We start from the raw sequence: 25,250 nt of genomic DNA on the forward strand, positions 1-25,250 counted from the left end.
AACCGAGTTGAAATGACTTCAACCGAAAGAAGGTCGCGTCGAACAGTGGACCGGTTTTGCGTCGTCAACACACGGTTGACGGCTCGTGCCGCGCAGGATCATTCATTGGGAGCAGCGACCCGTCGCCGATCGGGTCACGCGGTATGAGTGCATGCTCGTATGACTACTGGGCGCTTCGGAGGGCGCGGCTTCTTAACCGTCGTCGAAGCCATCCTCAAAGCAACCTTAAGGATCTCCGATACGCCTCTGACCAGGTGTTTTCCGGGCCTCCCAACGCCTATGTTCAAGCGCCGTGAGTACTGACGCAGCAGTTCGAGCCGTCCGGGGCGGGCAGGTCGAGCCCCTACGGGTCTCCCCGGCGCGGCTTCGTGCGGCCCTCGGCGCCGGAGCCATGGCCGTCACCCTGTTGTGGGCCGTGCAGGTGCGGCCCTCCGCGCGGCTCGACGCCCTCTTCGCCACCGGGGCGCACCTCTCCGGGCTGCTCGCGGGGTACGGAGTGCTCGTCATGCTGTTCCTCATGGCGCGGGTGCCCGCCGTCGAGCACGGGGTCGGGGCGGACCGGCTGGCCAAGTGGCATGCGCTGGGCGGGCGTTGGGTGCTGAGTCTGTGCGCCGGGCACACGGCGCTCGCGCTGTGCGGGTACGCCATGCACCGCGGGACCGATCTCCTCACCGCGGTCGGTGAGCTGCTCGGCTATCCCGCGCTCGCCGCCGCGACCCTCGGGACCGGACTGCTGCTCGGCGTCGGGATCACCTCCGCGCGAGCCGTACGCAGGCGCGTACCGCATGAGACATGGCGGGCGCTGCACCTCCTCACCTACCTCGCCGCGGCCCTCGCCTTCGCCCACCAGCTCGCCGGACCCGAGATCGCGGGCAGTGTGCTCGCGGTCTGGGCGTGGGCCCTGCTGCACACCACCGTCGCCGCACTGCTCGTCTGGTACCGGCTCGTCGTGCCGGTGCGACAGGCACTGCGGCACGCGCTGCGGGTGGTGGAGGTGCGGCGGGAAGGGCCCGAGGTCGTGTCCGTACGCATCCGGGGAAACGGGCTCGACGAACTGCGGGCCGAACCGGGGCAGTTCTTCCGCTGGCGGTTCCTGCAGCGCAGGCTCTGGCACACCGCGCTGCCCTTCTCGCTCTCCGCGCCCGTACGGCAGGACACGCTCCGGATCACCGTGAAGGCGGCGGGCAACCACACGCGCCGCATCCGCCGGCTGCGCCCCGGCACGCGCGTGCTCGCCACCGGACCGTTCGGCGCGCTCACCGCCCACCGCCGCACCCGCCGCAAGGTGCTGCTGCTCGCGGGCGGCGTCGGCATCACCCCGATGCGGGCGCTCTTCGAGACGCTGCCGGGCGGGCCCGGCGACCTGACCCTGCTCTACCGGGCCAGCAACGCGGCCCAGTTGGTGCTGCGCGAGGAACTGGAGGCCATAGCCGCCCGGCGCGGCGCCGCGCTCCACTACCTCCTCGGCCCGTCCGACGCGGCCTTCGACCCGCTCGCCCCCCAGGCGTTGCGCAACCTCGTCCCCGATATCGCCGAGCACGACGTCTACCTGTGCGGCCCGCCCGGGATGGCGGGCGCGGCGACCGTCGCGCTGGTACGGGCCGGGGTACCCGAAGAGCACATCCACGCGGAGAACTTCACGTTCTGAGCCCCGCCGTATTCCGAGCCTTGCCGTATTCCAAGCCCCGCCATATTCCGAGCCTGCCATATTCCGAGCCTTGCCCGCCCTGCCGAACCCGGTCCCCGAGAACGGATCCCCCCGCCCCATGGCCCGCCACCGCAAGCCCGCCCCCGGCCCCACCCGTCAGGCCCGCCGCAGACTCGCCGCCTCGCTCGCAGGGGCGAGCGCGCTGGCGGCGACCCTGCTCACGCTCACCCTCGATCCGGCGGCACCGACGGCCCCGGACCGTCTCCCCTCGGGGCCGGTCCAACCACAGGCAGCTCCCTGAGGTCCAGACGCGCCACCGCCCCACCATCCTCCGCGTCGGCGAACGTCAGGCGCGCGCCCAGGACCTGTGCCTGGCCCAGGGCGATCGTGAGCCCCAGACCGTGGCCGCGGCCCCGTTCGACGGCTCCCGTGCGGAAGCGCTGCGGGCCCTCGCTCAGGAGCTCGGGCGGGAAGCCCGGGCCGTGGTCGCGGACCTCGACGACCGGGCCCGTCACCGTGACCTCGACCGGGGCCGCGCCATGGCGTCGGGCGTTGGTGAGGAGGTTGGTGAGGATCCGTTCGACGCGGCGCGGGTCGGTGCGGACCGTCAGGGCGTCCTTGACGCGCACGTACGCCGAGCCGTCGGTGCGGTGGACCACGTCGGTGACCAGATCCGCCAGCGGGACGGCGTCCGGCCGGGCCACCTCCGCGCCCGCGTCGAGGCGGGAGATCTCCAGGAGGTCCTCGGTCAGGGTGCGGAGCGTCGCCACCCGTTCGCGGACCAGGCGCGCCGCCTCGTCCTCCTCGTCGAGGAGGCCCGCGGCGGTGACCAACCCCATGAGCGGGGTGCGCAGTTCGTGGGCGACGTCCGCCGTGAAGCGTTTCTCCGACTCCAGACGGCGCTGGAGCGCCCCCGCCATGTCGTCCATCGCCGCGGACATGTCGGTGATCTCGTCCCGGGCGCGCCCGCGCCGCCCGATCCGTGCGTCGAGGTCGCCGTCGGCGATCGCGCGCGCGGTGCGGGCGCCGTGGCGCAGCCGGCGGTTCATCGGCTCGGTGGCGAGCGCGGCCAGCGGGACGACGACCACGAGCGCGGCGAGCACCGCCTTGACGATGCTGCGGTCCAGGAGCTGAAGGCGGCGGACCTCGGCGCTCATGTCCGTGCGCACGGCGAGGACGCGGCCGTCGACGGGCACGGCGGCCCACAGCCAGTACCAGTTGGGCGCCTTCACGTCGTACCAGGTGGCGATCTCGCCCGGGACGCTCAGCTCGGAGAGCGAGCGGGCGAGCGGTTCCGGTACCTCGTCCGCCGCCATCAGCTCGGCGTTCTGCGGCCGCTCGCCGGTGCGCCCGTACTCCGCTTCCGCGGCGCTCAGCTGGGCGAACGCGCGGTCGCGGCCCGCCTTCTCGCTCTGCTCCTCGGTCGCGCGGTGCACGAGCACACCGATGACGGCGGCGACGGCGCAGCAGGCCGCCGCGGTGAGCGCGGCGATCTTCCAGCGCAGGGCGCGCAGGCCGGACGTCCGGCGCGGCGGCCTGGGGCCCGACCGTTCCATACGGCCTCAGTCCTTGAGGAGTTTGTAGCCGAAGCCGCGTACGGTCTCGATGCGCTCGGCGCCGATCTTCTTGCGCAGCCGGACCACGGCCACGTCGACGACCCGGGTGTCGCCCTCCCAGCCGTAGTCCCAGACCTCGCGCAGCAGCTGCCGCCGGTCGAGGACGATGCCGGGGTGCTCGGCGAAGCGCAGGAGCAGCCGCAGTTCGGTCGGCGAGAGCGGGACGGGCGTGCCCGCCCGGTCCACGGTGAGGCCGAGCGGGTCGATGCGCAGATCGCCGAAGAGGAGGGGGCGCGGTGCGGCGGCCGCGGGTTGCTCGTCGGTGGCCGTGGTGACCGTGGCGCGGCGCAGCAGGGAGCGGATACGGGCGACCATGATCCCGATGTCGACGGGCTTGACCACGTAGTCGTCCGCGCCCGCCTCCAGGCCCGCCACGACGTCGAGGGCGTCGTCGCGCGCGGACATCATCAGGACGGGCACCAGGCTCTCCTCGCGGATGCGCCGGCACAGGCCGATGCCGTCCAGACCCGGCAGCATGACGTCGAGGATGAGCAGGTCCTGCTGCCCGGCCCGGAACGCGTCGAGGCCGTCGAGCCCGTCCCCGGCCACCGTCACCTCGTAGCCGTACCGTTCGAGCGCCAGCTGGACGGAGCGGCGGATCACCTCGTCGTCCTCGACGACCAGCACGCTCACCGGGGCGCGGCACGCTGACGCGCCGGAGCCGGCCGGTCGGGTTCCGGACAAGGGCGCCTCTCCATTCGAACAATTGGGCTGATCGACGCTCGAATCGTACCCATGCGCCGCGCCGCCCCCGACCGACGCAGACGCGGGCTCCACCGCGCTCACCACCGCAGGGAGGCCGCGACCGGCAGATGGTCGCTGCCGGTCGAGGGCAGGGTCCACGCGGACACGGGCGTCACACCCCGTACGAGAACGTGGTCGATGCGGACCGCCGGGAACGCCGCGGGCCAGCTGAGACCGAACCCGGCCCCCGCCGCGGCCTGCGCCGAGCGCAGCTGCCCGGTCAGCGGGTCCAGCGCCGAGTCGTCCGCCGACCCGTTGAGATCGCCCGCCACGACGACACGGGCGAGCCGCTCGGACCGTACGGCCTCGGCGAGCTTCACGGCGGACTCGTTGCGGCTGCGGGTGGCGAACCCGACGCTCGGCAGCACCCGCACCGACGCCAGATGCGCCACGTACACGGCCACCGGGCCCTTCGGCGTGGCGACCGTGGCGCGCAGGGCGCGCGGCCACGGCAGGATCTCCACCGGCGCCACGTCCCGCAGCGGGTAGCGGCTCCACAGCCCGACGCCCTCCTTCACCGCGGAGTACGGGAAGCGGGCGGCCAGCTCGCGTGCGTACGCCCGCGAACCCGCGCCCGACCGCGGCATCTCCTGCAGCGCCACCACGTCGGCGCCCGACGCGGCCAGCGCCCGCGCGGTCCTCGACGGCGCGGTGTTCGTCTCGCTCACGTTGTGGCTGACCACCGTCAGATCGACGGGCCCCGCCCCACGCTTGTCGCCGAGCGCACCGGCGAAGAGCGCCGACCACACCACGGCCGGCACCAGGACGGCGACGGCGGCGAGCGTGGACCGGCGCAGGGCGGCGCCCGCGAGCAGCATCAGGACACCCAGTCCGGTCCACGGCAGCAGGGTCTGCGCCAGGCTGCCGAGGTTGCCCCAGCCGCCGGGGGCGTGGGGGAGCGTGAGGATCAGGAGCGCCCAGAGCAGGGCGGCGACGGCGAGCACCCGGCCCCGTGCGCGTCTCCACAGGGGCGTTGGCGGGGCGGCCGCTTCGGCCGACGCGACGCGGTCCGCGTCCAGGAGCCCGACCCCGCTCACGACAGCCCCTGCCGCGCCAGCGCCCGCGGCAGCTTCGCCGCCAGCGTGTCGATCAGCCGCCCGCTGCCGTCGAACGCGGCCCGCAGTCCCACGGCGGGCGGCTGCCCCGACCGCTGCCCGAGCACGACGCCGTACACGAGACGCCTGGTCCCGCCGCCCGGGCGTTCCGGGACCTCGAGGGCCCACATGACATTGCCGCCGGCGGGCGTGCTCGACCCTGTCTTCAGACCGACCACGCCGGGCCGGTCGAGCAGCTCGTTGGTGTTGGACAACGGCGCCGCACGGCCGGGCAGTTCGGTGCTGCGCAGCCCCACCGTCGCCCGCAGCACGGGGTCGCGCATCGCCTCGCGGGCCAGGATCAGCTGGTCCGCGGCGGTCGAGCGGGTGGAGGACTCGAAGCCGCTCGCGCCGGTGTACGTGGTGTCCTTCATCTTCAGCCGGTCCGCGGCCGCGTTCATCTTCGCGACGAAGCGCTCCTGGGTGTCCGCGTCCCAGCGGGCAAGCAGCCGGGCCACGTTGTTGCCGGACGGCAGCAGCAGGAGTTCGAGCAGCTTGCGCTGCGACAGCCGCTGGCCCCGCAGGACCGGCGCGCTGGACTCGTCCCGCGACAGCGCCTCGTCCGCGGCCTGCGCGTCGACCTCGATCAGCGGTCCGTCCTCGCCGTCCTGCAGCGGGTGGTCCCGCAGGATCACGTACGCGGTCATCACCTTCGTCACGCTCGCGATCGGCACCGGCTCGCGCGGACCCGACGTGCCGAGCACCCCGACGCCCTCCACCGCCACGGCCGACTGCCCCTCGGCGGGCCACGGCAGCCCGAGCCCGTCCGCGACGCCGCCCGGCGCCCGGCGCATCCCCGCGACGGCGTCCGCGCGGGCGGCCGCGCCGTGACCGTCGTCCGGCAGGACCAGGAACCCGCCCGTCCCGACGACGATCAGCGCGCCCGCGAGCCCCCACAGCACACCCCGCCGCAGCCTTCCCGCGCTCGCGGCCCCAGCGTTGTCGTCCCCCGCGTTCCCGCCGCCCGCGTTCCCCTGCACAGCAACCGCCTCCCGGATCCGGCCTGCGTACACCGGTCCTCCCGGGTACGTCGCCAGGCTCACGGGGCGGCGCTGCAGACCGGTCAGGGCGGAACTACCGCCGCCCTGCGGGTGTGTTGCAGCTGTGTATCGGCCGGTTCCGCGGGCAGGACGCCTTCCGCCAACCCGGTGCAGGGGCCACGTACCCGGTGACCTAGGGTCACCGCATGCCCGACATACCCCTCACCGTCATCGTCCTGCTCTGCCTCGCCGCCGCGGCGGCCGGCTGGATCGACGCGGTGGTGGGAGGGGGCGGACTGCTGCTGCTTCCCGCGCTGCTCCTCGGGCTGCCCGCGGGGACGCACGCGACCACGGCCCTCGGCACCAACAAGGCCGTGGCGATCGTCGGGACGACCGGTGCGGCCGTCACGTACGTCCGCAGGACACCGATCGACGTCACGACGGCGGTCCGTATCGGACTCGCCGCGCTCGCCGGATCCGTCGGCGGCGCGACGCTCGCCGCCGGGATGAGCACCGAGGTGCTCAAGCCGGTCGTGATGGTGGTGCTGCTCGGTGTCGCCGCGTTCGTGATCCTCAAGCCGTCCTTCGGCTCCGCGCCCGCCACCGGTCCCGCCACGCGGCGGCAGATCCTCGCGGCGATCGGGATCGCCGGCCTCGGCATCGGCTTCTACGACGGCCTCATCGGACCGGGCACCGGCACCTTCCTGGTGCTCGCCCTGACCGCCGTCCTCGGCCTCGACCTCGTCCGCGCCTCCGCCACCGCGAAGATCGCCAACGTCTGCACCAACGCGGGCGCCCTCGGGATCTTCGCCTGGCAGGGCGCCGTCCTGTGGCAACTGGCCGCCCTGATGGCCGTCTTCAACCTCGCGGGCGGCACGCTCGGGGCGCGCACCGCGCTCAAGAAGGGCAGCGGCTTCGTCCGGATCGTGCTGCTCGTCGTCGTGTTCGCGCTGGTGGGGACGATGGCGTACGAGCAGTGGCTCAAGTAGAGCGCCTGCGGACCCATCCGCCGGACACTCCTAGCGCACGCCCGTGAGATGGGCGAAGACCACGACATTGCCCAGGTAGCCGGTCTTCTTCGAGTAGCCGCCGCCGCAGGTGATCACCCGGAGCTCGGGGCGCTTCGCGGCGCCGTAGACCTTGTCGTCCGGGAAGGCGCGGCTGTCGTAGACCTCGACGGCGTCGATCGTGAACACGGCGGTCTGCCCGTCGGTACGGCGGATCTCGATCGGCATCCCCTTCTGCAGGGCGCCGAGCGCGTAGAAGACCGAGGGACCCTCGGCGTTGTCGACATGGCCGGCGACGACCGCGGTACCGCGGTCGCCCGGCGTCGTACCGGACTCGTACCAGCCGGCGAGGTCACGGCGTTCGGAGGGCGGCGCCTCCAGGCTGCCGTCCGGGTTGAGGCCGAGGCCGGTCAACGGCACGTCGACCTTGAGTGCGGGAATCGTTATCCGCGTCGGCGGGGACGGCGGCAGCGCGGGGGCGCCGGCCTCCCGCGCGGGAGCCCCGCCACCGTCGGCGGCCTGCGCGGCGGAGGGCTGCGGCGGGGGTGCGCTCGCTGTGTTGTGCTGCAGCAGCCACACACCGCAGACGAGCGCGAAGCCACTCACCGCGGCTATCGCCATGTTCAGAGTCCGGCGTCGCACCCGCGCACGGGCCGCGTCCTCACCCCTGCGCCCCGCCGCGTGCTGCTCGCCCGTTCCCGCGGGATCCGGCATCGTGCCCCCTCAAGGGTTCGTCGGCCGCGTCCCGCGTCCCCCTCCGCGGCGCGTGCGGTCGCGTCGGCGGAGGGGGCGGGGACGGCGGTACCGGTTGGACAGCGGAGGTGTCCGTCAGATCCCGTCGCCTCTCGCCCGGCGATGCAGGAGCCAGGTACCGCCCGCGGCGGCGACGGCCAGCGCCGCCACACCCGCCGCGGTCTGCACGGGATCGGGGCCGAGTGCGCCGCCGACCCCCGTCTTCACATGTCCCTTGGGCGCGACCTGCTGATGGGCCGCGGTGAGCGTCACGACCAGGTCGCCGGAGACCTCCGCGCCGCCCGCGCACTTCGCGTTGATCGCGTACGTGCCGGGGGAGGCCGAGTTCGGGACGGTGAACGCGCCCACCGCGTCCTGCGCGTGCGTGGTCGGTTTCAGCTTGAAGCCGCCCGCGCCGACGGCGCTCGCGTCACCGGCCGCGGTGCCGCTGGTGCCGCAGGACGGGGTGTTCGCGGTGACCGTCTCACCCGGTGTGACGTTCGTCGGGTACAGCTCGAGCGACCCGGTGCCCGTGCTCTCCTCCGCGAGGGCGGGCGACGCCACCACGGTGGCCGACAGGGCGAGTGCGGATGCGGCGAGCAGACGGGTGGCGGCGATGCGCATGTGCTTCCTCCGGCAGCGCGCGGCCCGCGGCACCCCCTGTGCCGTCGTCTCGGTCGCGCCCTCGCGTACGAGGAAAGTGGCACTCGGCGCCGTACGCCTGTCGACCGCGCGCCGGATCGGCGGGGTGTCGCGCGACCGGGGCCCGCACGCGCGGAGTTCCAGCAGGTCATCGCCGTACGCACGGGCGGCGGGAACGATCGGGTGCCGCGCCTGTGAATGGGTGACGCCACGCCGGCCGTCGCTCAGACGGTGTCCCAGGGCACGGACGCGTACACCTCGTCGAGCCGCCGCATCAGCTTCCCGTCCCCGGCGAAGGAGGTGGTGTCGACGCGGTGGACGGGGGCGATGCCCTGCGAGTTGGTGACGAAGGCGGCGCGGAAGGCGCCGAGCCCGTCGAGCGTCACACGCGCGCGGCGCGAGGCGAGCCCGGCGGCGGCGAGGCGCGGCGCGATCAGCTGCATCGTGGTGCCCGCGAGCGACGGCCCCTGCGGCCAGACGACGGCCCCCTCCTCGTCGACGAAGCCGATGTTGGTGACGGCGCCTTCGAGCACCGTCCCGTCGTCCTCGACGAGCAGCGCCTCGTCGAACCCGGCGGCCCGCGCCCGCTGCCCGTAGTACGCCTGCCCGAACCCGCCGAGGTGCTTGAGATGCGCGGCGGGCCGCCGGTAGGCGACGGACTGCAGCGCCTGCGGCGCCGGGTCCATCCGCTGCGGCCCGCGCACCGTGACCATCACGGTCGGCTCGCCCTCCGGGCAGTACACATGGACCCGCACCGAGGCGTCCGGATACGTGTCCCCGAGCGCGTGCCGGATCAGCTCACGCACCCGCGCACCGTCGAGCTCGCGCCCCCACAGTTCGTACGTCGCCGCCCGCAGCCGCTCCAGATGCAGCGCGAGCCCGCGGGTGGCGCCGCCGCGCACCTGCAGCGCGGTGAAGTGCCCGAAGCCGGCCGTCGCGGGGTGCAGCAGGGACGCGGTGTCGGCGGGGCGGCCGTCGATCTCGACGCGCAGGAGGGGGAGTGGGGTCATGCGGGAACGGTACGGGGGCGCCGGACCCTCCGGCCAGGGCGTTGCGGACCGCCCGCCCGGACCCGCTTGACCTCAAGGTTGGTTGAGGTATCAGGCTGCTTCCCATGACAACCGTCGCTGAACCCGCAGCCCTGCCCGTCCCCCTCCCGGCCCCCGCCACAAGCCCCGCCCCGGTGAAGCTGGCCGTGGTGATCGGATCCAACCGCCACGGCCGCTTCGGTCCCGTGATCGCCGAATGGTTCCTGGCCCATGCCCGCACCCGCGCCGACCTGGACGTCGAGGTCGTGGACCTGGCCGACCACGACCTGCCCACCGCCCTGTCCCACCGCCCCTCCGCCGAGGTGCAGGAGCAACTCGCCGCCGTCACGCCCAAGCTGGCCGGCGCGGACGCGTTCGTCGTGCTCACGCCCGAGTACAACCACTCGTTCCCCGCCGCCCTCAAGAACCTGATCGACTGGCACTTCACCGAGTGGCAGGCCAAGCCCGTCGGCTTCGTCTCGTACGGAGGCGTCTCCGGCGGACTGCGCGCGGTCGAGCAACTCCGCGCGGTCTTCGCCGAATTGCACGCCGTCACCGTCCGCGACACCGTCTCCTTCCACAACGCCCACGGCGCTTTCGGCGAGGACGGCCGCCACCGCGAACCGACGGCCTGCGACGCCGCGGCGAAGGTCCTGCTCGACCGCGTGACGTGGTGGGCCCTCGCCATGCGCGAGGCCAAGGAGCGGCGCCCTTACTAGGTCCTGTCTGGAGTCCACCGCCTGCGCCCCGACGCCCGGCACCGCACGCCGATCGCACGCACCGAACGCCGCTGCGCCCGCGCTACGCGCGGACGACGGTGGACTCCAGACAGGACCTACCTTCGGGGAGGGTGACGGTCGCCAGCGCCCCGCCGCCCTCCCCATTGCTCAACTCCACCCGCGCCCCCATCACTTCCGCCTGCCCGAGCGCGATCGTCAGGCCGAGCCCCGTGCCCTGGCCGCGCTCCTCGGCGCCGGTCAGGAAGCGCTGCGGGCCCTCGGTGAGCAGACGGCCGGGGAAGCCGGGGCCGTGGTCGCGGACGGTCACCGAGGTGCCCGTCACTTCGACCTCGACCGGCTCGGCACCGTGCCGCCGCGCGTTGACGATCAGATTGGCCAGGATCCGTTCGAGCCGGCGTGCGTCCGTCCGTACGAGCGCGTCGGAGCACCCCTTCACCTCCCCCTCGAAAGCGGCCCGTCGCAGCAGCTTCCCCACCAGCGGGCCCAGCGGATGCACCTCCAGATCCGGCTGCTCGATCCGCGCGTCGAGCCGCGCCACTTCCAGCAGATCCTCGGTGAGCGTGCGCAGCGCGGACACCCGGTCGCGTACGAGCTCCGTGGGCCGGCCCGGCGGCAGCAGCTCGGCGGCCGTGTGCAGACCGGTCAGCGGGGTGCGCAGTTCATGCGCCACATCGGCCGTGAACCGCTGCTCGGCCTCCAGGCGCTGCTGCAGCGTGGTGGCCATCGTGTCGACGGCACAGGCCAGTTCGGCGACCTCGTCCTTCGTACGGGGCGGGCGCGGGTGATTGATCCGGGCGTCCAGATCGCCCCCGCTGATCCGCCGGGCCGTGGCCGCGGCCGTCCGCAGGTCGCGGCTCACCCGGCTCGCCAGCGCCAGCCCGCCGACCGCGGCCAGCGCCACGACAACCGTGCCCCAGGCGATCAACTGGCCGTCCAGGTCGCTCAGTTCGTGCCGCGCCTCGTCCAGCGGCAGCCGCACGGAGAGCACCGACCGCGCGCCCACCGGACGCGCCGCCCACACCACCGGATGCTCCGCGTCCAGCTCCAGATACGTGGTCCGGCGCTGCGTGAGCGCCGCCTTGCGCAGGGCGGACGGCAGCCCGGGGGAGTCGATCGCGGCCGCGGAGTCCTCGTGATCGACACTGCCCGTCGCCACGTACACCTTGCGTACGCGGATGAGCTCGGCGGTCGCGTTGTCGCGGGCCTGCCCCGCCACCTGCTCGTACCGCGCGTGATGGATCAGACCGCCGATCGCGAGCGCCACCAGGGCGCAGCCGCCGGCGAGCAGCGCGGCGATCTTCCAGCGCAGCCCGAGGCCGTTGAGCCGGGCGCGCAGCCGCCGGGCGGGTGCCCGGCGCACGCGGCCCGCCGTGCCGCGGCCGGTCATCCGCCCGCCCCGCCGTCCTCGGCGCAACTGCGGTGGTCCCGGGTGCGCTGCGGTGCGGGCGTCGCCGCGGACTGGTTGCGCGGGTACGTCGTCGTGTCGCTGAGGGCCGCGAGCAGCACCCCGTTCCAGTGGTAGCGCACCGCGTTCTCGCCGCCGTCCTTCGGTGTGCGCAGCAGCAGATCGCCGCCGAGCGTCTCGACGCACAGCCGCTGCCCGCCCGAGCGCAGGATCCGGTACGCCTTGCCGTCGCGCGCGGTGTAGACGGCGACGACGGTCCGCCCGGACACGGTGTCGACCGCGACGACCAGGTCCTTCCTGCCGTCCCCGGTCAGATCCGCGAGCCGCGGCGGCCGGATCCCGGCCCGCCCCGGCCCCGTGAGGTCCCGCAGCCGCGCGTACCCGCGCATGTCCGGATCCGCGCGCAGCACATCACGTACCGCCACCTTCGCGAGACCGCTCTCGGGCACCGCGACCCCCTTGAGGGCGGACGGCGCCTCCTGGCTCGCCGCCCCGTCGCCCGGGGTCTTCGGCAGCGCCTTCGACCAGGCCGGCCACACCGCCTCGGGCCGCGGCTGCTCCGCGACGGCGGGCGCGTGGGTGCCCCGGTCGAGCCCGTTCGGATCCCCGCAGCCCGCGAGCAGCGCCACGCCGAGCACGGCGCAGACGAGTGCCGCGAGCGGCGTGCGGGAACGGGAGTTCATGGCGCGGGTCCAGGTGAGCGGGTCCAGGGGAGGGGAGGCGGCCGGCCGGGGGATGCCGGGGATTCGGCGAGGGGCCGGCCACCACAATGGAACGGTAAGGGGCGCGCATCACGGGAAACGGCCTGTTATGTAACAGTCGGCCCTAGTGGTGACGAATGGCGACGATTCGGGACTTTGGTCCTGACGGCCCGGGTGGAAGCCCGGACGAGAGGCAGGTAGGGACGGTGGGCGTGGACACGAACGTGGCGACCGGCGGCAAGGGAGAGGGCACCCCGGATCCGTCCGGCGGCAGCTCGGGCGTATGGACCGTCCTGACGACGACGGACGCCGCCCTCAAGGCGCAACTGCTCGCCCGCGGCGCGGTCGACGCGCGCCTCGCGGCCTGCGCGCAGATCTCCGCGCCCGTCACCTCGGTGTACCGCTGGGAGGGGAAGATCGAGACGTCCGAGGAGTGGCGGATCGTCTTCAAGACGACGGCGGAGCGCTACCCGCTCCTCCAGGAGTGGCTCCAGGAGGTGCACGACTACGACACCCCCGAGATCATCGCCACCCCCGTCGCGGCGGGCAGCGCGGCCTATCTGGACTGGGTGCGCCGGGAGACCACCCCGTGAGACTCCCGTTCTTCGTGTACGGGACGCTGCGCCCCGGCGAGTACAACTACCGCCGCTGCCTCGAAGGGCATACGGCCGCCACGGAGCCCGCGCACTGGCAGGGCGCGCTCCTGTACGACGGCCCCGGCTACCCGTACGCGATCGAGGGCGAGGGAACGGTCCACGGCGACCTGATCACCCCCACCCCGTCCTCGTACCCCCAACTGCTCGCCCTGCTCGACCGGTTGGAGGACTACGTCCCCGGCGATCCGCACAACGACTACGAGCGCGTGGCCCGTTCGGTGCGGACCGCCGCGGGTCCCGTACAGGCCTGGGTGTACGTGGCGGCCCCCGCCGTCGCGGCGCGGCTGCGCGCGAGCGGGCGGGTGCTGCCGGGCGGCGACTGGCTCAGACGGAGCCCGCTGCCTCCAGGCGGACCGCGCACACCTTGAACTCCGGCATACGGGAGGTGGGGTCGAGTGCCGGATTGGTGAGCGTGTTGGCCCGGCCCTCACCGGCCCAGTGGAACGGCATGAACACCGTGTCCGCCCGGATCGTGGAGGTGATCCGCGCCGGGGCCACGGCCCTGCCCCGGCGCGAGACCACCGTCACGAGTTCGCCCTCGACGACCCCGATCCGCTCCGCGAGCCGCGGATGCAACTGGACGAACGGCCCCGGTGCCGCCGCGTTGAGCTCCGGCACCCGACGGGTCTGGGCCCCCGACTGGTACTGCGCGAGCACCCGCCCCGTCGTCAGGACCACCGGATACTCGGCATCGGTCTCCTCGGCGGCCGGCCGGTGCGTCACCTCCGCGAAGCGGGCGCGGCCGTCGGGGGTGGCGAAACGGTCGAGGAAGAGCCGCGGCGTCCCCGGATGCGGCGCCCCCTCGGAAGCGATGCCGCCCCCCGAGACGGCACCGTCCCCTGCCCCCTCCGGACAGGGCCAGAACACCCCGTCCTCCTCGACGAGCCGCCGATACGTGATCCCGGAGTAATCCGCCGCACCCCCGGCACTCGCCCGCCGCAGCTCCTCGAAAACCTCCTCGGGTTCAGCGGGGAACCCCTTCTCGACCCCAAGCCGCGCCGCGAGCTCACTCACCACCTGCAGATCACTGCGCACACCCTCCGGAGCCGTCACCGCCTGCCGCCGCAACAGCACCCGCCCCTCCAGATTGGTGAGCGTGCCCGTCTCCTCGGCCCACTGCGTCACCGGCAGCACCACATCCGCGAGAGCCGCGGTCTCCGAGAGCACGACATCGGCCACGGCCAGGAACTCCAACGACCGCAGCCGTTCCTCCACATGGGCCGCGCGCGGCGCCGACACCACCGGATTGGACGCCATCAGCAACAACGCCTTGATATCCCCGCCCAGCGCGTCGAGCAGCTCATACGCACTGCGCCCCGGCCCCGGCAGCGACTCAGGATCGACCCCCCACACCTCGGCGACATGGGCGCGGGCCGCCGGATCGGTGAGATCCCGGTACCCCGGCAACTGATCGGCCTTCTGCCCGTGTTCGCGCCCGCCCTGACCGTTGCCCTGCCCGGTCAGACACCCGTACCCGGACAGCGGCCGCCCGGCCCGCCCGGTCGCCAGACACAGATTGATCCACGCGCCGACCGTGTCGGTCCCCTTGGCCTGCTGCTCGGGCCCGCGCGCCGTCAGCACCATCGCGTGCTCGGGCGCACAGAACATCTCGACGGCCTGCCGCAACTGAGGCACCGGCACCCCGGTGATCCGCTCCACGAGCTCGGGCCAGTGCGCCATGACGGCGGCACGCGCCCCCTCCCAGCCACTGGTCCTCTCCCGGATGAACCCCTCGTCGGTGTGCCCCTGCGTCACCACGAGATGCAACATCCCGAGCGCGAGCGCCAGATCGGTCCCCGGCCGGGGCGCGAGATGCAGATCCGCCTGCTCGGCGGTCTTCGTGCGCCGCGGATCAACAACGATCAGCGTCCCACCGTTCGCCCTCAACTCACTGAAGTACCGCAGAGCGGGCGGCATCGTCTCGGCGAGATTCGACCCGACGAGGATCACGCACCCGGTCTTCGGAATGTCCTCCAAGGGAAACGGCAGCCCCCGGTCGACCCCGAACGCCTTCCGCCCGGCCGCCGCCGCGGACGACATACAGAACCGCCCGTTGTAATCGATCTGCGAGGTCCCGAGCACGACGCGCGCGAACTTCCCCAGGGAGTAAGCCTTCTCATTGGTCAGCCCTCCGCCCCCGAACACCCCGAGAGCGTCGGCCCCGTACACGTCCCGCACCCCGCCGAGCCGCTCCGCGATCAGCCCCAGAGCGTCATCCCAACCAGCGGGAACAAGCTCCCCACTCCCCGCATCCCTGACAAGCGGCTCGGTCAACCGCACCCCTCGCCGCAACAGCGCGGGCGCGCTCTGCCCCTTCCCGCACAACGCACCCTTATTGACCCCGAACCCCTCCCGGGCCACGACCTCCACCCGCTCCCCATCGCCCCGCAGCCCCATCCCGCACTGCAGCGCGCAGTACGGACAGTGCGTAGGAACAACCCCGGAAACCCCAGCAGAACTCGACATACCCCCAGCCTGCGGCCCCCTTGTTACACCCCGCCCCACCTCGCGTTACACGCGCGGTACGGCGGGCTCAGTGGGTGGGGGGTGGGGTGGTGAGGGGTGGGGGTGGGGGTGGGCGGCACGTTCCCCTCTCCTGAGGTGGAAGCCCCTCCGGACCGAAAGCCGCATCGGAAGCCCCACCGGCCTGAAGCCGCATACGAAACGGGAGGGGCCGTAGCGGGGTGCGCGCGCAGTCGGGGCGCCTCCCCACGCTTACCCCAACCGTTGAGAGCATGTCCCGCCCGCGCCCCAGCGAGCACGTACCCCGCTGCGGCCCCGCACCCGAAACGAAACCGGACGCATGTACGGCGGCCTGATAGCCGCAGACGAAGCCGGCACCCAAAACAGGCGGGGTCTGGGGCAGCAGCCCCAGCGGGGGCCCGGGGGCGGAGCCCCCGTGACATCAACCCCTGGGTTCAGCGCCCCGTAAGCGTCCGAACCGTCGGCCCCGCAGTCCACCCACCATCAACCGCCAGCTCCGCCCCCGTCACATACGCCGCCGCATCCGACAGCAAGAACCCAACCGCCGAAGCAATCTCCTCCGGCACACCGACCCGCCCCATCGGAGCCCCCGGATACCCCCCTTCCCCGGGCTTCACCCCAACCGCCTCCACCATCGGCGTGTACGTCATCCCGGGATGCACCGAGTTGACCCGAATCCGCCCCTCCGCCAACTCCACCGCGGCAATCTTCGACAGCCCACGCACCCCCCACTTCGACGCCCCGTACCCAGCCGTGAGCGCCAGCCCCATGAGCCCGGCCGCCGACGAGATATTCACGATCGACCCACCCCCGTACTCCCGCAGCACCGGAATCGCGGTGTGAACCCCGATGAACACCCCGACGAGGTTGATGTCGATCACCCGCCGGAAGTGCGCCACGGTCTCGCTCTCGAGCATCTCGCCCGCCCCGACCCCGGCGTTGTTGACGAGCCCGTCGACCCGCCCGAACTCGGCCACGGCGTACGCGAACACCGCCGCCCAGTCCTCTTCGCTGGTGACGTCGTGCCGGTGGAACCGCGCGGCGTCCCCGAGCGCGGCAGCCGTCTCGGCGCCTTCCTTCTCCAGGACGTCGGTGAGCAGCACCTTGCCGCCCCCCTCCACGATCTCCCGGCCCATGGCGGCACCGAGCCCCCGCGCGCCCCCCGTCACGATCACGACCTTGCCGCTCAGTTCCGCAGCCATTGCGCACACCTCCGTTTCGACCCCGACGGCAGACTCGCCATATGACTTTTAGTCATATCGATCGGGTCGTGCCAGTGTCGCAGCCACCGGCCACGTTGTCAGCGCCGCGACGGGAACCGGGGGTGCGGTGCCAGGCGTGACCAATGGGCAGACGGGATGACGGGGGTGGACGTGCGGGTGCCGGGAGCCGGGCGCGTGAGTGGTGTGGTGCGGGCTGTGCAGGGACGGCTGCGGGCAGCCCGGGCCCGGTCGCGGGCGCTGAAGGCGTTGCGGACGCGGCGCGGGCAGCGGCGGGCCGTACAGGGGCTGATGCTGGGCTGTGTGCTGGCGCTGCTGCCGTCCACGTGGATGCACGCGGCGGCGGCCGGCCGCGTCGGTGACGTCGCGGGGGCACCGAAGACGCCGGTGGCGGTGGTGTTCGGGGCCGGACTGTGGGACGGGGAGCCGTCGCCGTATCTGGCGCACCGGCTGGACGCGGCGGCGGAGCTGTACCGGGCCGGGCGCATCGAGGTCGTCCTTGTCACCGGGGACAACAGCAGGGCGGAGTACGACGAGCCGGACGCGATGCGGCGCTATCTGACGGAGCACGGCGTGCCGGACCGGCGGATCGTCAGCGACTACGCGGGCTTCGACACCTGGGACTCGTGCGTGCGCGCGAAGAAGATCTTCGGGCTGGACCGGGCCGTGCTGATCAGCCAGGGCTTCCACATCCGCCGGGCCGTCGCGCTGTGCGAGCGCGCCGGCGTCGCGTCGTACGGGGTCTCGGTCGCCGAGCCGCACGACGCGACCTGGTACTTCGGCGGCGTACGGGAGCTGCTCGCCTCGGGCAAGGGGGCGGGCGACGCGGCGCTCGGGCGCGATCCGCGGTTCCTCGGGGAGCGGGAGGACGGGGTGCGGCGGGCGCTGAGCACGCGCCGCTGACGGTCCGCCCGCCCGTCACCGGCACCCCCACCGGGCTCACCGGTGAACGCCCCGAAACCACCCGTCACCGCCACGCAACGACCCTGCAATCTGCGCCCACCACCCTTGACGTATGACGCCTCCGCCCAAAGGCAGCCCACTCACCGCCGCCGACCCCACCGCACTCACCGCCGCCGACCCCACCCCCCTCACCGACCCCACCCCCCTCGCCACCACCGCCCAGCTGATGCACCGCATCACCGCCGAACTCGGCACCCGCCTCAGCCACGTCGGCCTCGACGGCCGTCCGCACCCCGCACCTGCGCCCGCCCTGGTTTTGGTGGGCCACGGCAGCCGCGACCCCCGCACCCTCGCCACCGTGAAGGCGCTGCGCGAGCGGATCAGGGAGCAGCGGCCCGGTCTGACGGTGCGGCTCGGGCACATCGAGATCGACGAGCCGCTGCTGCCCGAGACCCTCGACGCCCTCGCCCGCGAAGGCACCACCGAGGCCGTCCTCGTACCGCTGCTCCTGGCCCGCGGCTTCCACGTCAAGCACGATCTGCCGTCCGCCGCCCGCGGCACCTCCCTGCACACCCGGATCGCCGCACCGCTCGGCGAGCATCCGCTGCTGATCGAGGCGCTGTACGACCGCCTCGTCGAGGCGGGCTGGCCCGGCGAGCAGGGGATGACCGAGCGGATCCGGCGCGGCAGCGGTGTCGTCCTCGCCGCGGCCGGCTCGCGCGACCCGGAGTCGGCGGCCGGCACCCGCAGGACCGCGGCCCGTCTCGCCGAACGCCTCGGCGTCCCGGTCGTCGCCGCCTACGCCTGCGCCGCGGCCCCCGCCGTCCCCGCGGCCGTCCGCGCCCTCGCGGCCCGCGGCCGGCACCGCGTCGCCATCGCGTCCTGCTTCACGGCCCCCGGCCGCTTCGCCGCCCAGGCCGCGCAGGCCGCCCCGTGGATCGCCTCGGCCCCGCTCGGCACCCACCCCGCGGTCGCCCGCCTCCTCCTGCACCGCTACGACCAGGCCCTGCACGCCGCGCACACTTCCGCGGACGTCTCCGCCCACGCCCCCACCGGCCACCTCCGGCTGGTCCCGGCGTAACCCCTGGCCGGCGGGACACTCGGGCTACTGTCGAGCCATGGAAGGCAGCGACCCGCACACATCCGTCCCGCATGAATCCCGCAGCACACCCCCCGGCTACGAGGATGCCGCCCTGGAGCGCTGGGCCCCCGAGCCCGACAAGCGCCCCGGCCGCACCGCCTTCCAGCGCGACCGCGCCCGCGTCCTGCACTCGGCGGCGCTGCGCCGCCTCGCGGGCAAGACACAGGTGGTCACCCCGGGCACCCGCAACCAGGCCTGGGACGCGAGCCCCCGCACCCGTCTGACGCACTCGCTCGAATGCGCCCAGGTCGGCCGCGAACTCGGCGCCGCGCTCGGCTGCGACCCCGACCTGGTCGAGACCGCCTGCCTGGCGCACGACATGGGCCACCCCCCGTTCGGTCACAACGGCGAGCAGGCCCTCAACGAATTCGCCGCGGACTGCGGCGGCTTCGAGGGCAACGCCCAGTCCCTGCGCCTGCTCACCCGCATCGAGCCCAAGCGCTTCGTCCACCCGCCGGGCTCCGACGACCTGGTGAGCGTCGGCCTCAACCTCACCCGCGCAGCCCTCGACGCCGCCACCAAGTACCCGTGGCCGCGCGGCGCCCACCCCACCGACCCCGCCTCGTCGAAGTTCGGCGTGTACGACGACGACCTGCCCGTCTTCGAGTGGGTCCGCAAGGAGGCGCCGGGCCGGCGGACCTGCTTCGAGGCGCAGGTCATGGACTGGTCGGACGACGTCGCGTACTCCGTGCACGACGTCGAGGACGGACTGCACGCCGGTCATATCGACCCCAACTGCCTGCACGCCGAACCCGAACGGCAGGCCGTCTTCGAGGTGGCCATCGGCCGGTACGTGCCCGAGGACACCGATCCGCACGCGCTGGCCGCCGCCCTCGACCGGCTGCTCGACCAGGAGTGGTGGCCGCACGGCTACGACGGCAGTGCGGTCGCGCAAGCCCGGCTCAAGGACGCCACCAGCCAGCTGATCGGCCGTTTCTGTCTGGCCGCCGAGGGCGCCACACGCGAGCGGTACGGCCCGGGCCGGCTGACGCGCTACGGCGCCGAGCTCGTCGTACCGGAGGAAACCCGCTACGAATGCGCCGTGTTGAAGGCCGTCGCCGACCGCTATGTGATGCAGCGCGACGAGCAGGAGCGGCTCCGCGCCGACCAGCGCGTGGTGATCGCCGAACTGGCCGCAGCGCTGACCGCCCGCGCCCCCGAGGGACTCGACCCGCAGTTCCGCGCCCTGTTCGACACGGCCGCCGACGACCGGGCCCGCTCCCGCGTGATCGTCGACCAGATCGCCGCGCTCACCGACGCCTCGGCCCGCTCCCTGCACGCACGGCTCACTGCTCCGCGCTCCTGAACTCCACACCCGCCGCGACTATGCCCCGAGCATGCTCCATCGCGCCCCGCGCACACCCGGAGTGACGAATACCGGCCTGATCGGGTCATGCCCCCTTCCCCCCTCACGCTCCGTGCGGGACGCTCCCATGAGCAATACGCACAGATACAGGAGGCACCAAGTGGTCGACGCGGATCAGACGTTCGTCATCGTCGGAGGCGGTCTCGCCGGAGCGAAGGCGGCCGAGACCCTCCGCGCCGAAGGGTTCACCGGGCGGGTGATACTGCTCTGCGACGAACGCGACCGGCCGTACGAGCGTCCGCCCCTGTCCAAAGGGTTCCTGATCGGCAAGGACGAGCGCGAGAGCGTCTTCGTCCACGAACCCGCCTGGTACGCGCAGGCCGACGTCGAGCTGCACCTCGGCCAGCCCGTCGTCGCCGTCGACCGCGAGCGGCACGAGGTCCGCCTCGGCGACGGCACCGTCGTCGGCTACGACAAGCTGCTGCTCGCCACCGGCGCCGAGCCGCGCCGCCTCGACATCCCCGGCACCGACCTCACCGGCGTCCACCACCTGCGCCGCCTCGCCCACGCCGAACGCCTCAAGGGCGTCCTCGGCGCGCTCGGCCGGGACAACGGGCATCTGGTGATCGCGGGCGCCGGCTGGATCGGCCTCGAAGTGGCCGCCGCGGCCCGGGGCTTCGGCGCCGAGGTCACCATCGTGGAGCCCGAGCCGACCCCGCTGCACAGCGTCCTCGGCCCCGAGCTGGGCGGTGTGTTCACGCAGATGCACAGCGAGCACGGGGTGCGCTTCCACTTCGGCGCGAAGCTCACGGAGATCGTCGGCCAGGACGGCCTGGTCCTGGCGGCCCGCACCGACGACGGCGACGAGCACCCGGCGCACGCGGTGCTCGCCGCGATCGGCGCCGCGCCGCGCACCGCCCTGGCGGAAGCCGCCGGGCTCGCCCTCGTCGACCGCTCGCACGGCGGCGGCATCGCGGTCGACGCCTCGCTGCGCACCTCCGACCCGGACATCTACGCGGCCGGTGACGTGGCCGCCGCCCAGCACCCGCTCCTGAACACCCGCTTGCGCGTCGAGCACTGGGCCAACGCGCTCAACGGCGGCCCGGCCGCCGCCCGCGCGATGCTCGGACAGACGGTGGCGTACGACCGTGTCCCCTACTTCTTCTCCGACCAGTACGACATGGGCCTCGAGTACTCGGGCTGGGCGCCCCCGGGCTCGTACGACCAGGTGCTGATCCGCGGGGACGCGGTGAAGCGGGAGTTCATCGCGTTCTGGATGTCCGAGGGACGCGTCCTGGCCGGGATGAATGTGAACGTATGGGATGTGACGGACCACATTCAGCAGCTCATCCGCACCGGCGTCCGCCCGGACCAGGAACGCCTCGCGGACCCGACGGTCCCCCTGGAGTCACTTCTGGGGGACTGAGAGGTACCGTCCGGAGGTCTGCGAGGCACCGGCCGGAGGTCTGCGAGGCACCGGCCGGGACTGTCACAGGCGACCCGTAGACTTCATGCGTGGCAGGCAGGATCAATGACGAGGACGTGAAGGCGGTACGGGACGCGGTCCCGATCGACGCCGTGGTGTCCGAGTATCTGCAGCTGCGCAATGCGGGCGGCGGAAACCTCAAGGGGCTCTGCCCCTTCCATGACGAGAAGTCGCCGTCCTTCCAGGTCAGCCCGAGCAAGGGGTTCTTCCACTGCTTCGGCTGCCAGGAGGGCGGCGACACCATCACGTTCGTGATGAAGATCGACCACCTCACCTTCTCGGAGGCGGTCGAGCGTCTCGCCGGCCAGGCGGGCATCACGCTGCGTTACGAGGAGGGCGGGTACAACCCGTCGCATCAGCGCGGCGAGCGCATCCGCCTCATCGAGGCCCACAAGATCGCCGCGCAGTTCTACCAGGAGCAGCTGGCCACCAGCCCCGAGGCCGAGACCGGCCGGGTCTTCCTCGCGGAGCGCGGCTTCGACCAGGCCGCCGCCGAGCACTTCTCCGTGGGCTACAGCCCGGCGGGCTGGGACCACCTCACCCGCTATCTGCGCGGCAAGGGCTTCTCCGACAAGGAGCTGATCACCTCCGGCCTCTCGCAGGACGGCCGCCGCGGCCCCATCGACCGCTTCCGCGGCCGTCTGATGTGGCCGATCCGCGACATCGGCGGCGAGGTCGTCGGCTTCGGCGCGCGCAGGCTGCGCGAGGACGACAACGGGCCGAAGTACCTCAACACCCCCGAGACCGCGATCTACAAGAAGTCCCAGGTCCTGTACGGGATCGACCTCGCGAAGAAGGACATCGCGAAGTCGTCGCGCGCGGTGGTCGTCGAGGGCTACACGGATGTCATGGCCTGCCACCTCGCCGGGGTGACGACCGCCATCGCCACCTGTGGCACCGCCTTCGGCAGCGACCACATCAAGATCCTGCGCCGCCTCCTCATGGACAACGGCTCGGCGCGCGTGATCTTCACCTTCGACGGTGACGCGGCCGGTCAGAAGGCCGCCCTGCGCGCCTTCGAGGACGACCAGAAGTTCGCCGCCGAGACCTTCATCGCCATCGCCCCCGACGGCATGGACCCCTGCGACCTGCGGCTGGCGAAGGGCGACGACGCGGTGGCGGACCTGGTCCAGCCCCGCACCCCGCTCTTCGAGTTCGCGCTGCGCCAGATCGTCTCGCGCTACGACCTGGAGACCCCGGCAGGGCGCGCCTCCGCGCTCGACGAGGCCGCGCCCGTCGTCGCCCGGATCAAGAACACCGGGGCGCAGCACGAGGTCGCGGTGCAGCTGGCCGGGATGCTCGGCATCCTCGACACGCAGTTCGTCGTCAAGCGCGTCGCCCAGCTCGCCCGCTGGGCCCGGGACAAGGGCGGACGGCCGCAGAACGACCGGCGTCCCCAGCCTTCGTACGAGGAGCCACAGCCCCGTACGCCGTCCGGCGCGCCCCTCAACCTGCGCAACCCCGCCTACGCCACCGAACGCGAGCTGCTCAAGCTCGCCCTGCAGCGCCCCGAGCTGGTCTCCCCGGCCTTCGACGCGTACGGGGTCGACGAGTTCACCGCCCCGCCGTACGCCGCCGTGCGCCAGGCGATCCTGGAGGCGGGCGGCGCCGAGTACGGGGCGCAGGGTCCGCAGGAGTATCTCGTCCGGGTCCGTGAGGCGGCGCCGGACGACGGTGTGCGCGCGATGGTCACCGAGCTGGCGGTCGAGGCGATCCTGCGCCGCACCGTCGACGAGGCGTATGCGGGGGAGCAGCTGGTGTGGGTGCGCCGCCGCGCGGTCGACCGCCGCATCCGCGATGTGCAGGGCTCGCTCGCCCGCCTCGGCCAGCATGCGGATCCGGCCCGGTACGCGGCCGTGCAGGAGGAGTTGATGGTGCTCCAGCGCTACAACCGGGACCTCCAGGACCGCGGCCCCGGGGCGCTGTGACGACCGGCCTCCTCAGGCGGGCGCGTCTCAGGCGGGCGCGTCCAGGAAGGTCGGCGCCAGCGCGACGAGCAGCCGGTCGACGTACGGATTGCCGTCCGGCCCGAGCTGCGGGTACTCGCGCCGGAAGTCGGGCCACTCCACGTACTCCCTGATCGCCTCCACATCCGCCATCCGGACCGTGCGCTGCGGATACGGCTCCGCCTCCGCGAGCCGGAACACCGTGTCGAGCAGCGGCCACGGCAGCGGATGGCGCTCGGCGAGCAGCACCGCGTCGTACAGGTCCTTGCCCTGCGGGTACGAATCGCTGACCAGCCACATCACCTTCCACGCGAGGGACAGCGCGGGCGTCGCCGCCTGGACGACCACATCGCCCGGCAGGCGTACGGGCTCGGGAGCGACGGCCAGCTTCTCGTTGAAGACGAAGTCCAACTGCACCTGCCCGCCCGGCATTTCGGGCACGGACCACGGCAGCATCATCCGCAGGCCCGGCACCCGGTCATACGCCCAGATCTGCTCGACGACCGCGTCCCGCGCCGTGATCCGCAGCGGGCCGCCCTGCTCCTCGGCCGTACGCTGCGCGGCCTCCGCGATGCCCTCCAGCATCCGTTCGGTGCGGCCCTGCTCGAGACCCCAGTCCTCGGGCACCACCACGAAGTCGAGGTCGCCCGGCTCCCGCGCCTGCTCACCCAGCCACACGGGCAGCAGCACACTGCCGCGCAGCACGAGGGCGTCCGCCCACGGGGAGGCGGCGATCGAGGCGAGGACCGTGTGCTGCGCCCGCTGCCGGGCGGCACGCCACGCGGCGGCCTCCTCCTCGTCCATGAACGCGGGGGCGAGCGCGCGGAAGGCCCGGTCGAGATGCTTGAACGCGGGCTCGAACACGGCCTGTTGGATCACCCGGCTGTCCGAGGGCAGCAGCGTGCGCGGCAGATCGAGGTCCGTGCGCTCCTCCTCGGTCAGCTCCTCGCTCGGAACATGATGGATGTCGCCCCAGCTGAATCTGCGCCACGCCTTACTCATGCCCGCCCCTGATCCACCCGTCGTCCACCGTCAGATCGCTGTCGTACAGCACGAACTCCCGCTCCACGGACAGCACGTCGTACCGCGCGAGATCCGCGAGCAGCGCGCCCAGCGCCTGCTCCGCCGCCGCGCGCGGCACCCCGAAGCACCGCTGCGTCACGAACCGCTCGTGCCGCCCGCAGGACCGCACCCGCCGCGCGTTCCACGACAGGTGCGCCCCGTGCGCGAGCGCCACCCGGGTGAGCGCGGCGCGGTCCGTGTCCGCGTCGAGGAGCAGCTTCACATGATGCTCGAAGTGCTCACGTCCCGTGGGCAGAGCGGGCACTTCCGGCGCCCAGGGCGTCGACTCCACCTTGATGCGTACGGGATCGAGGCCCGCCGCCCGCAACCGCCCCGCGACCTCCCGCGCGGCCGCCAACTGTGCGGCGAAACCGTCGCTTTCGCGCAGCGTGAGCATCGGCTGCGAGCACATCCGGCCACGGGCGAGCACGATGTGCGTCGCCTTCAGACCCTCCCGCGCCGCCCACCGCTCGAACCGCGCCAGCTCCCCGGCACCGGCGCACCGCACGGTGACATGCGCTTCGTACAGGGCAGTTGGGGGACCGGACAGAGCCGGCCCGGACATGGGCTCGTACACCGTTCGATCCTGACAGAGCCGGACCGAACCGGCATACGAGTTTGTTCTGCGGGTAACCGACCGGTCACGGACCGGACTCAAAAAGTCACCGCACGCCCCTCGTGGCGGGGATGTGTCGTACTCCACACTGGG

23 protein-coding genes are annotated in these 25,250 nt (G+C 73.1%); 10 read left to right on the forward strand and 13 right to left on the reverse strand.

Going from position 1 to position 25,250, the window contains the following annotated elements:
* The first annotated feature begins 292 nt into the window (after window positions 1-292).
* On the forward strand, window positions 293-1,648 hold the full coding sequence (locus tag ACIBI4_RS26600) for a ferric reductase-like transmembrane domain-containing protein (RefSeq protein WP_399206570.1): 1,356 nt from the start codon (window positions 293-295) through the stop codon (window positions 1,646-1,648).
* A 224-nt stretch (window positions 1,649-1,872) separates the two neighbouring features.
* On the opposite strand, the gene ACIBI4_RS26605 is transcribed toward ACIBI4_RS26600, so the two are convergent.
* The 4 genes from ACIBI4_RS26605 to ACIBI4_RS26620 form a co-directional block, all read right to left on the reverse strand.
* Window positions 1,873-3,204 carry a sensor histidine kinase gene (locus tag ACIBI4_RS26605; RefSeq protein ID WP_399206571.1) on the reverse strand — a complete coding sequence of 444 codons (1,332 nt, stop codon included), beginning with the start codon at window positions 3,202-3,204 and terminating at the stop codon, window positions 1,873-1,875.
* Window positions 3,205-3,210: 6 nt separating this feature from the next.
* The gene (cseB, locus tag ACIBI4_RS26610; protein ID WP_399206572.1) at window positions 3,211-3,948 is read right to left on the reverse strand and encodes a two-component system response regulator CseB; all 738 of its coding nucleotides are present in this window, start codon (window positions 3,946-3,948) and stop codon (window positions 3,211-3,213) included.
* Window positions 3,949-4,046: 98 nt separating this feature from the next.
* Complete coding sequence (locus ACIBI4_RS26615; protein WP_399206649.1) at window positions 4,047-4,976, reverse strand: endonuclease/exonuclease/phosphatase family protein; 930 nt, start codon at window positions 4,974-4,976, stop codon at window positions 4,047-4,049.
* Between the two features lie 65 nt (window positions 4,977-5,041).
* A complete protein-coding gene (locus ACIBI4_RS26620) occupies window positions 5,042-6,082 on the reverse strand; it encodes a D-alanyl-D-alanine carboxypeptidase family protein (protein WP_399206573.1) in 1,041 nt (346 codons plus the stop codon).
* Between the two features lie 206 nt (window positions 6,083-6,288).
* On the opposite strand from ACIBI4_RS26620, the gene ACIBI4_RS26625 reads away from it, so the two are divergent.
* On the forward strand, window positions 6,289-7,071 hold the full coding sequence (locus ACIBI4_RS26625; protein ID WP_399206574.1) for a sulfite exporter TauE/SafE family protein: 783 nt from the start codon (window positions 6,289-6,291) through the stop codon (window positions 7,069-7,071).
* 30 nt (window positions 7,072-7,101) lie between these two features.
* Here ACIBI4_RS26625 and ACIBI4_RS26630 read toward each other — a convergent pair whose 3' ends face one another.
* The 3 genes from ACIBI4_RS26630 to ACIBI4_RS26640 form a co-directional block, all read right to left on the reverse strand.
* Entirely contained in the window at window positions 7,102-7,710 is a 609-nt protein-coding gene (locus ACIBI4_RS26630; RefSeq protein ID WP_399206650.1) for a class F sortase, read from the reverse strand.
* 207 nt (window positions 7,711-7,917) lie between these two features.
* Window positions 7,918-8,445, reverse strand: a complete 528-nt coding sequence (locus ACIBI4_RS26635) for a hypothetical protein (protein WP_399206575.1) — start codon at window positions 8,443-8,445, stop codon at window positions 7,918-7,920.
* Between the two features lie 242 nt (window positions 8,446-8,687).
* On the reverse strand, window positions 8,688-9,473 hold the full coding sequence (locus ACIBI4_RS26640) for an aminotransferase class IV (protein WP_399206576.1): 786 nt from the start codon (window positions 9,471-9,473) through the stop codon (window positions 8,688-8,690).
* A gap of 104 nt (window positions 9,474-9,577) precedes the next feature.
* Between ACIBI4_RS26640 and ACIBI4_RS26645 the strand changes: the two genes are divergently transcribed.
* Complete coding sequence (locus tag ACIBI4_RS26645) at window positions 9,578-10,210, forward strand: NADPH-dependent FMN reductase (RefSeq protein WP_399206577.1); 633 nt, start codon at window positions 9,578-9,580, stop codon at window positions 10,208-10,210.
* An 82-nt stretch (window positions 10,211-10,292) separates the two neighbouring features.
* On the opposite strand, the gene ACIBI4_RS26650 is transcribed toward ACIBI4_RS26645, so the two are convergent.
* Complete coding sequence (locus ACIBI4_RS26650) at window positions 10,293-11,618, reverse strand: ATP-binding protein (RefSeq protein ID WP_399206578.1); 1,326 nt, start codon at window positions 11,616-11,618, stop codon at window positions 10,293-10,295.
* Window positions 11,615-12,319 (reverse strand): hypothetical protein, encoded by a 705-nt coding sequence (locus tag ACIBI4_RS26655; RefSeq protein WP_399206579.1) that lies wholly within the window; start codon window positions 12,317-12,319, stop codon window positions 11,615-11,617. Before ACIBI4_RS26655 ends, ACIBI4_RS26650 begins: the two co-directional genes overlap by 4 nt.
* 311 nt (window positions 12,320-12,630) lie before the next feature.
* Between ACIBI4_RS26655 and cutA the strand changes: the two genes are divergently transcribed.
* Entirely contained in the window at window positions 12,631-12,930 is a 300-nt protein-coding gene (gene cutA / locus ACIBI4_RS26660) for a divalent-cation tolerance protein CutA (protein ID WP_399206651.1), read from the forward strand.
* The gene (locus ACIBI4_RS26665) at window positions 12,927-13,361 is read left to right on the forward strand and encodes a gamma-glutamylcyclotransferase family protein (protein ID WP_399206580.1); all 435 of its coding nucleotides are present in this window, start codon (window positions 12,927-12,929) and stop codon (window positions 13,359-13,361) included. The genes cutA and ACIBI4_RS26665 overlap by 4 nt, the downstream gene beginning before the upstream one ends.
* Here ACIBI4_RS26665 and ACIBI4_RS26670 read toward each other — a convergent pair.
* Window positions 13,318-15,459: a molybdopterin oxidoreductase family protein gene (locus tag ACIBI4_RS26670; RefSeq protein WP_399206581.1), complete on the reverse strand. Its 2,142-nt coding sequence runs from the start codon at window positions 15,457-15,459 to the stop codon at window positions 13,318-13,320. The two genes, ACIBI4_RS26665 and ACIBI4_RS26670, sit on opposite strands and share 44 nt — an antisense overlap.
* 452 nt (window positions 15,460-15,911) lie before the next feature.
* On the reverse strand, window positions 15,912-16,679 hold the full coding sequence (locus tag ACIBI4_RS26675) for a glucose 1-dehydrogenase (protein ID WP_399206583.1): 768 nt from the start codon (window positions 16,677-16,679) through the stop codon (window positions 15,912-15,914).
* 309 nt (window positions 16,680-16,988) lie between these two features.
* On the opposite strand from ACIBI4_RS26675, the gene ACIBI4_RS26680 reads away from it, so the two are divergent.
* The 5 genes from ACIBI4_RS26680 (at window position 16,989) to dnaG (ending at window position 23,461) form a co-directional block, all read left to right on the forward strand.
* Complete coding sequence (locus tag ACIBI4_RS26680; RefSeq protein WP_399206652.1) at window positions 16,989-17,600, forward strand: vancomycin high temperature exclusion protein; 612 nt, start codon at window positions 16,989-16,991, stop codon at window positions 17,598-17,600.
* 226 nt (window positions 17,601-17,826) lie between these two features.
* Entirely contained in the window at window positions 17,827-18,681 is an 855-nt protein-coding gene (locus ACIBI4_RS26685) for a sirohydrochlorin chelatase (RefSeq protein WP_399206653.1), read from the forward strand.
* Window positions 18,682-18,718: 37 nt separating this feature from the next.
* Entirely contained in the window at window positions 18,719-20,047 is a 1,329-nt protein-coding gene (locus tag ACIBI4_RS26690; protein ID WP_399206584.1) for a deoxyguanosinetriphosphate triphosphohydrolase, read from the forward strand.
* 160 nt (window positions 20,048-20,207) lie between these two features.
* On the forward strand, window positions 20,208-21,473 hold the full coding sequence (locus ACIBI4_RS26695) for an NAD(P)/FAD-dependent oxidoreductase (RefSeq protein ID WP_399206585.1): 1,266 nt from the start codon (window positions 20,208-20,210) through the stop codon (window positions 21,471-21,473).
* A gap of 89 nt (window positions 21,474-21,562) precedes the next feature.
* Window positions 21,563-23,461 (forward strand): DNA primase, encoded by a 1,899-nt coding sequence (dnaG, locus tag ACIBI4_RS26700; protein WP_399206586.1) that lies wholly within the window; start codon window positions 21,563-21,565, stop codon window positions 23,459-23,461.
* Window positions 23,462-23,488: 27 nt separating this feature from the next.
* Here dnaG and ACIBI4_RS26705 read toward each other — a convergent pair whose 3' ends face one another.
* Together ACIBI4_RS26705 and ACIBI4_RS26710 are read right to left on the reverse strand one after the other, a co-directional pair.
* The gene (locus ACIBI4_RS26705) at window positions 23,489-24,481 is read right to left on the reverse strand and encodes a nucleotidyl transferase AbiEii/AbiGii toxin family protein (RefSeq protein WP_399206587.1); all 993 of its coding nucleotides are present in this window, start codon (window positions 24,479-24,481) and stop codon (window positions 23,489-23,491) included.
* A complete protein-coding gene (locus tag ACIBI4_RS26710; RefSeq protein ID WP_399206588.1) occupies window positions 24,474-25,106 on the reverse strand; it encodes a hypothetical protein in 633 nt (210 codons plus the stop codon). The genes ACIBI4_RS26705 and ACIBI4_RS26710 overlap by 8 nt, the downstream gene beginning before the upstream one ends.
* Between the last annotated feature and the right edge of the window lie 144 nt (window positions 25,107-25,250).

The sequence above is a fragment of the Streptomyces sp. NPDC050418 genome (assembly GCF_044458745.1).
GTDB lineage: Bacteria > Actinomycetota > Actinomycetes > Streptomycetales > Streptomycetaceae > Streptomyces.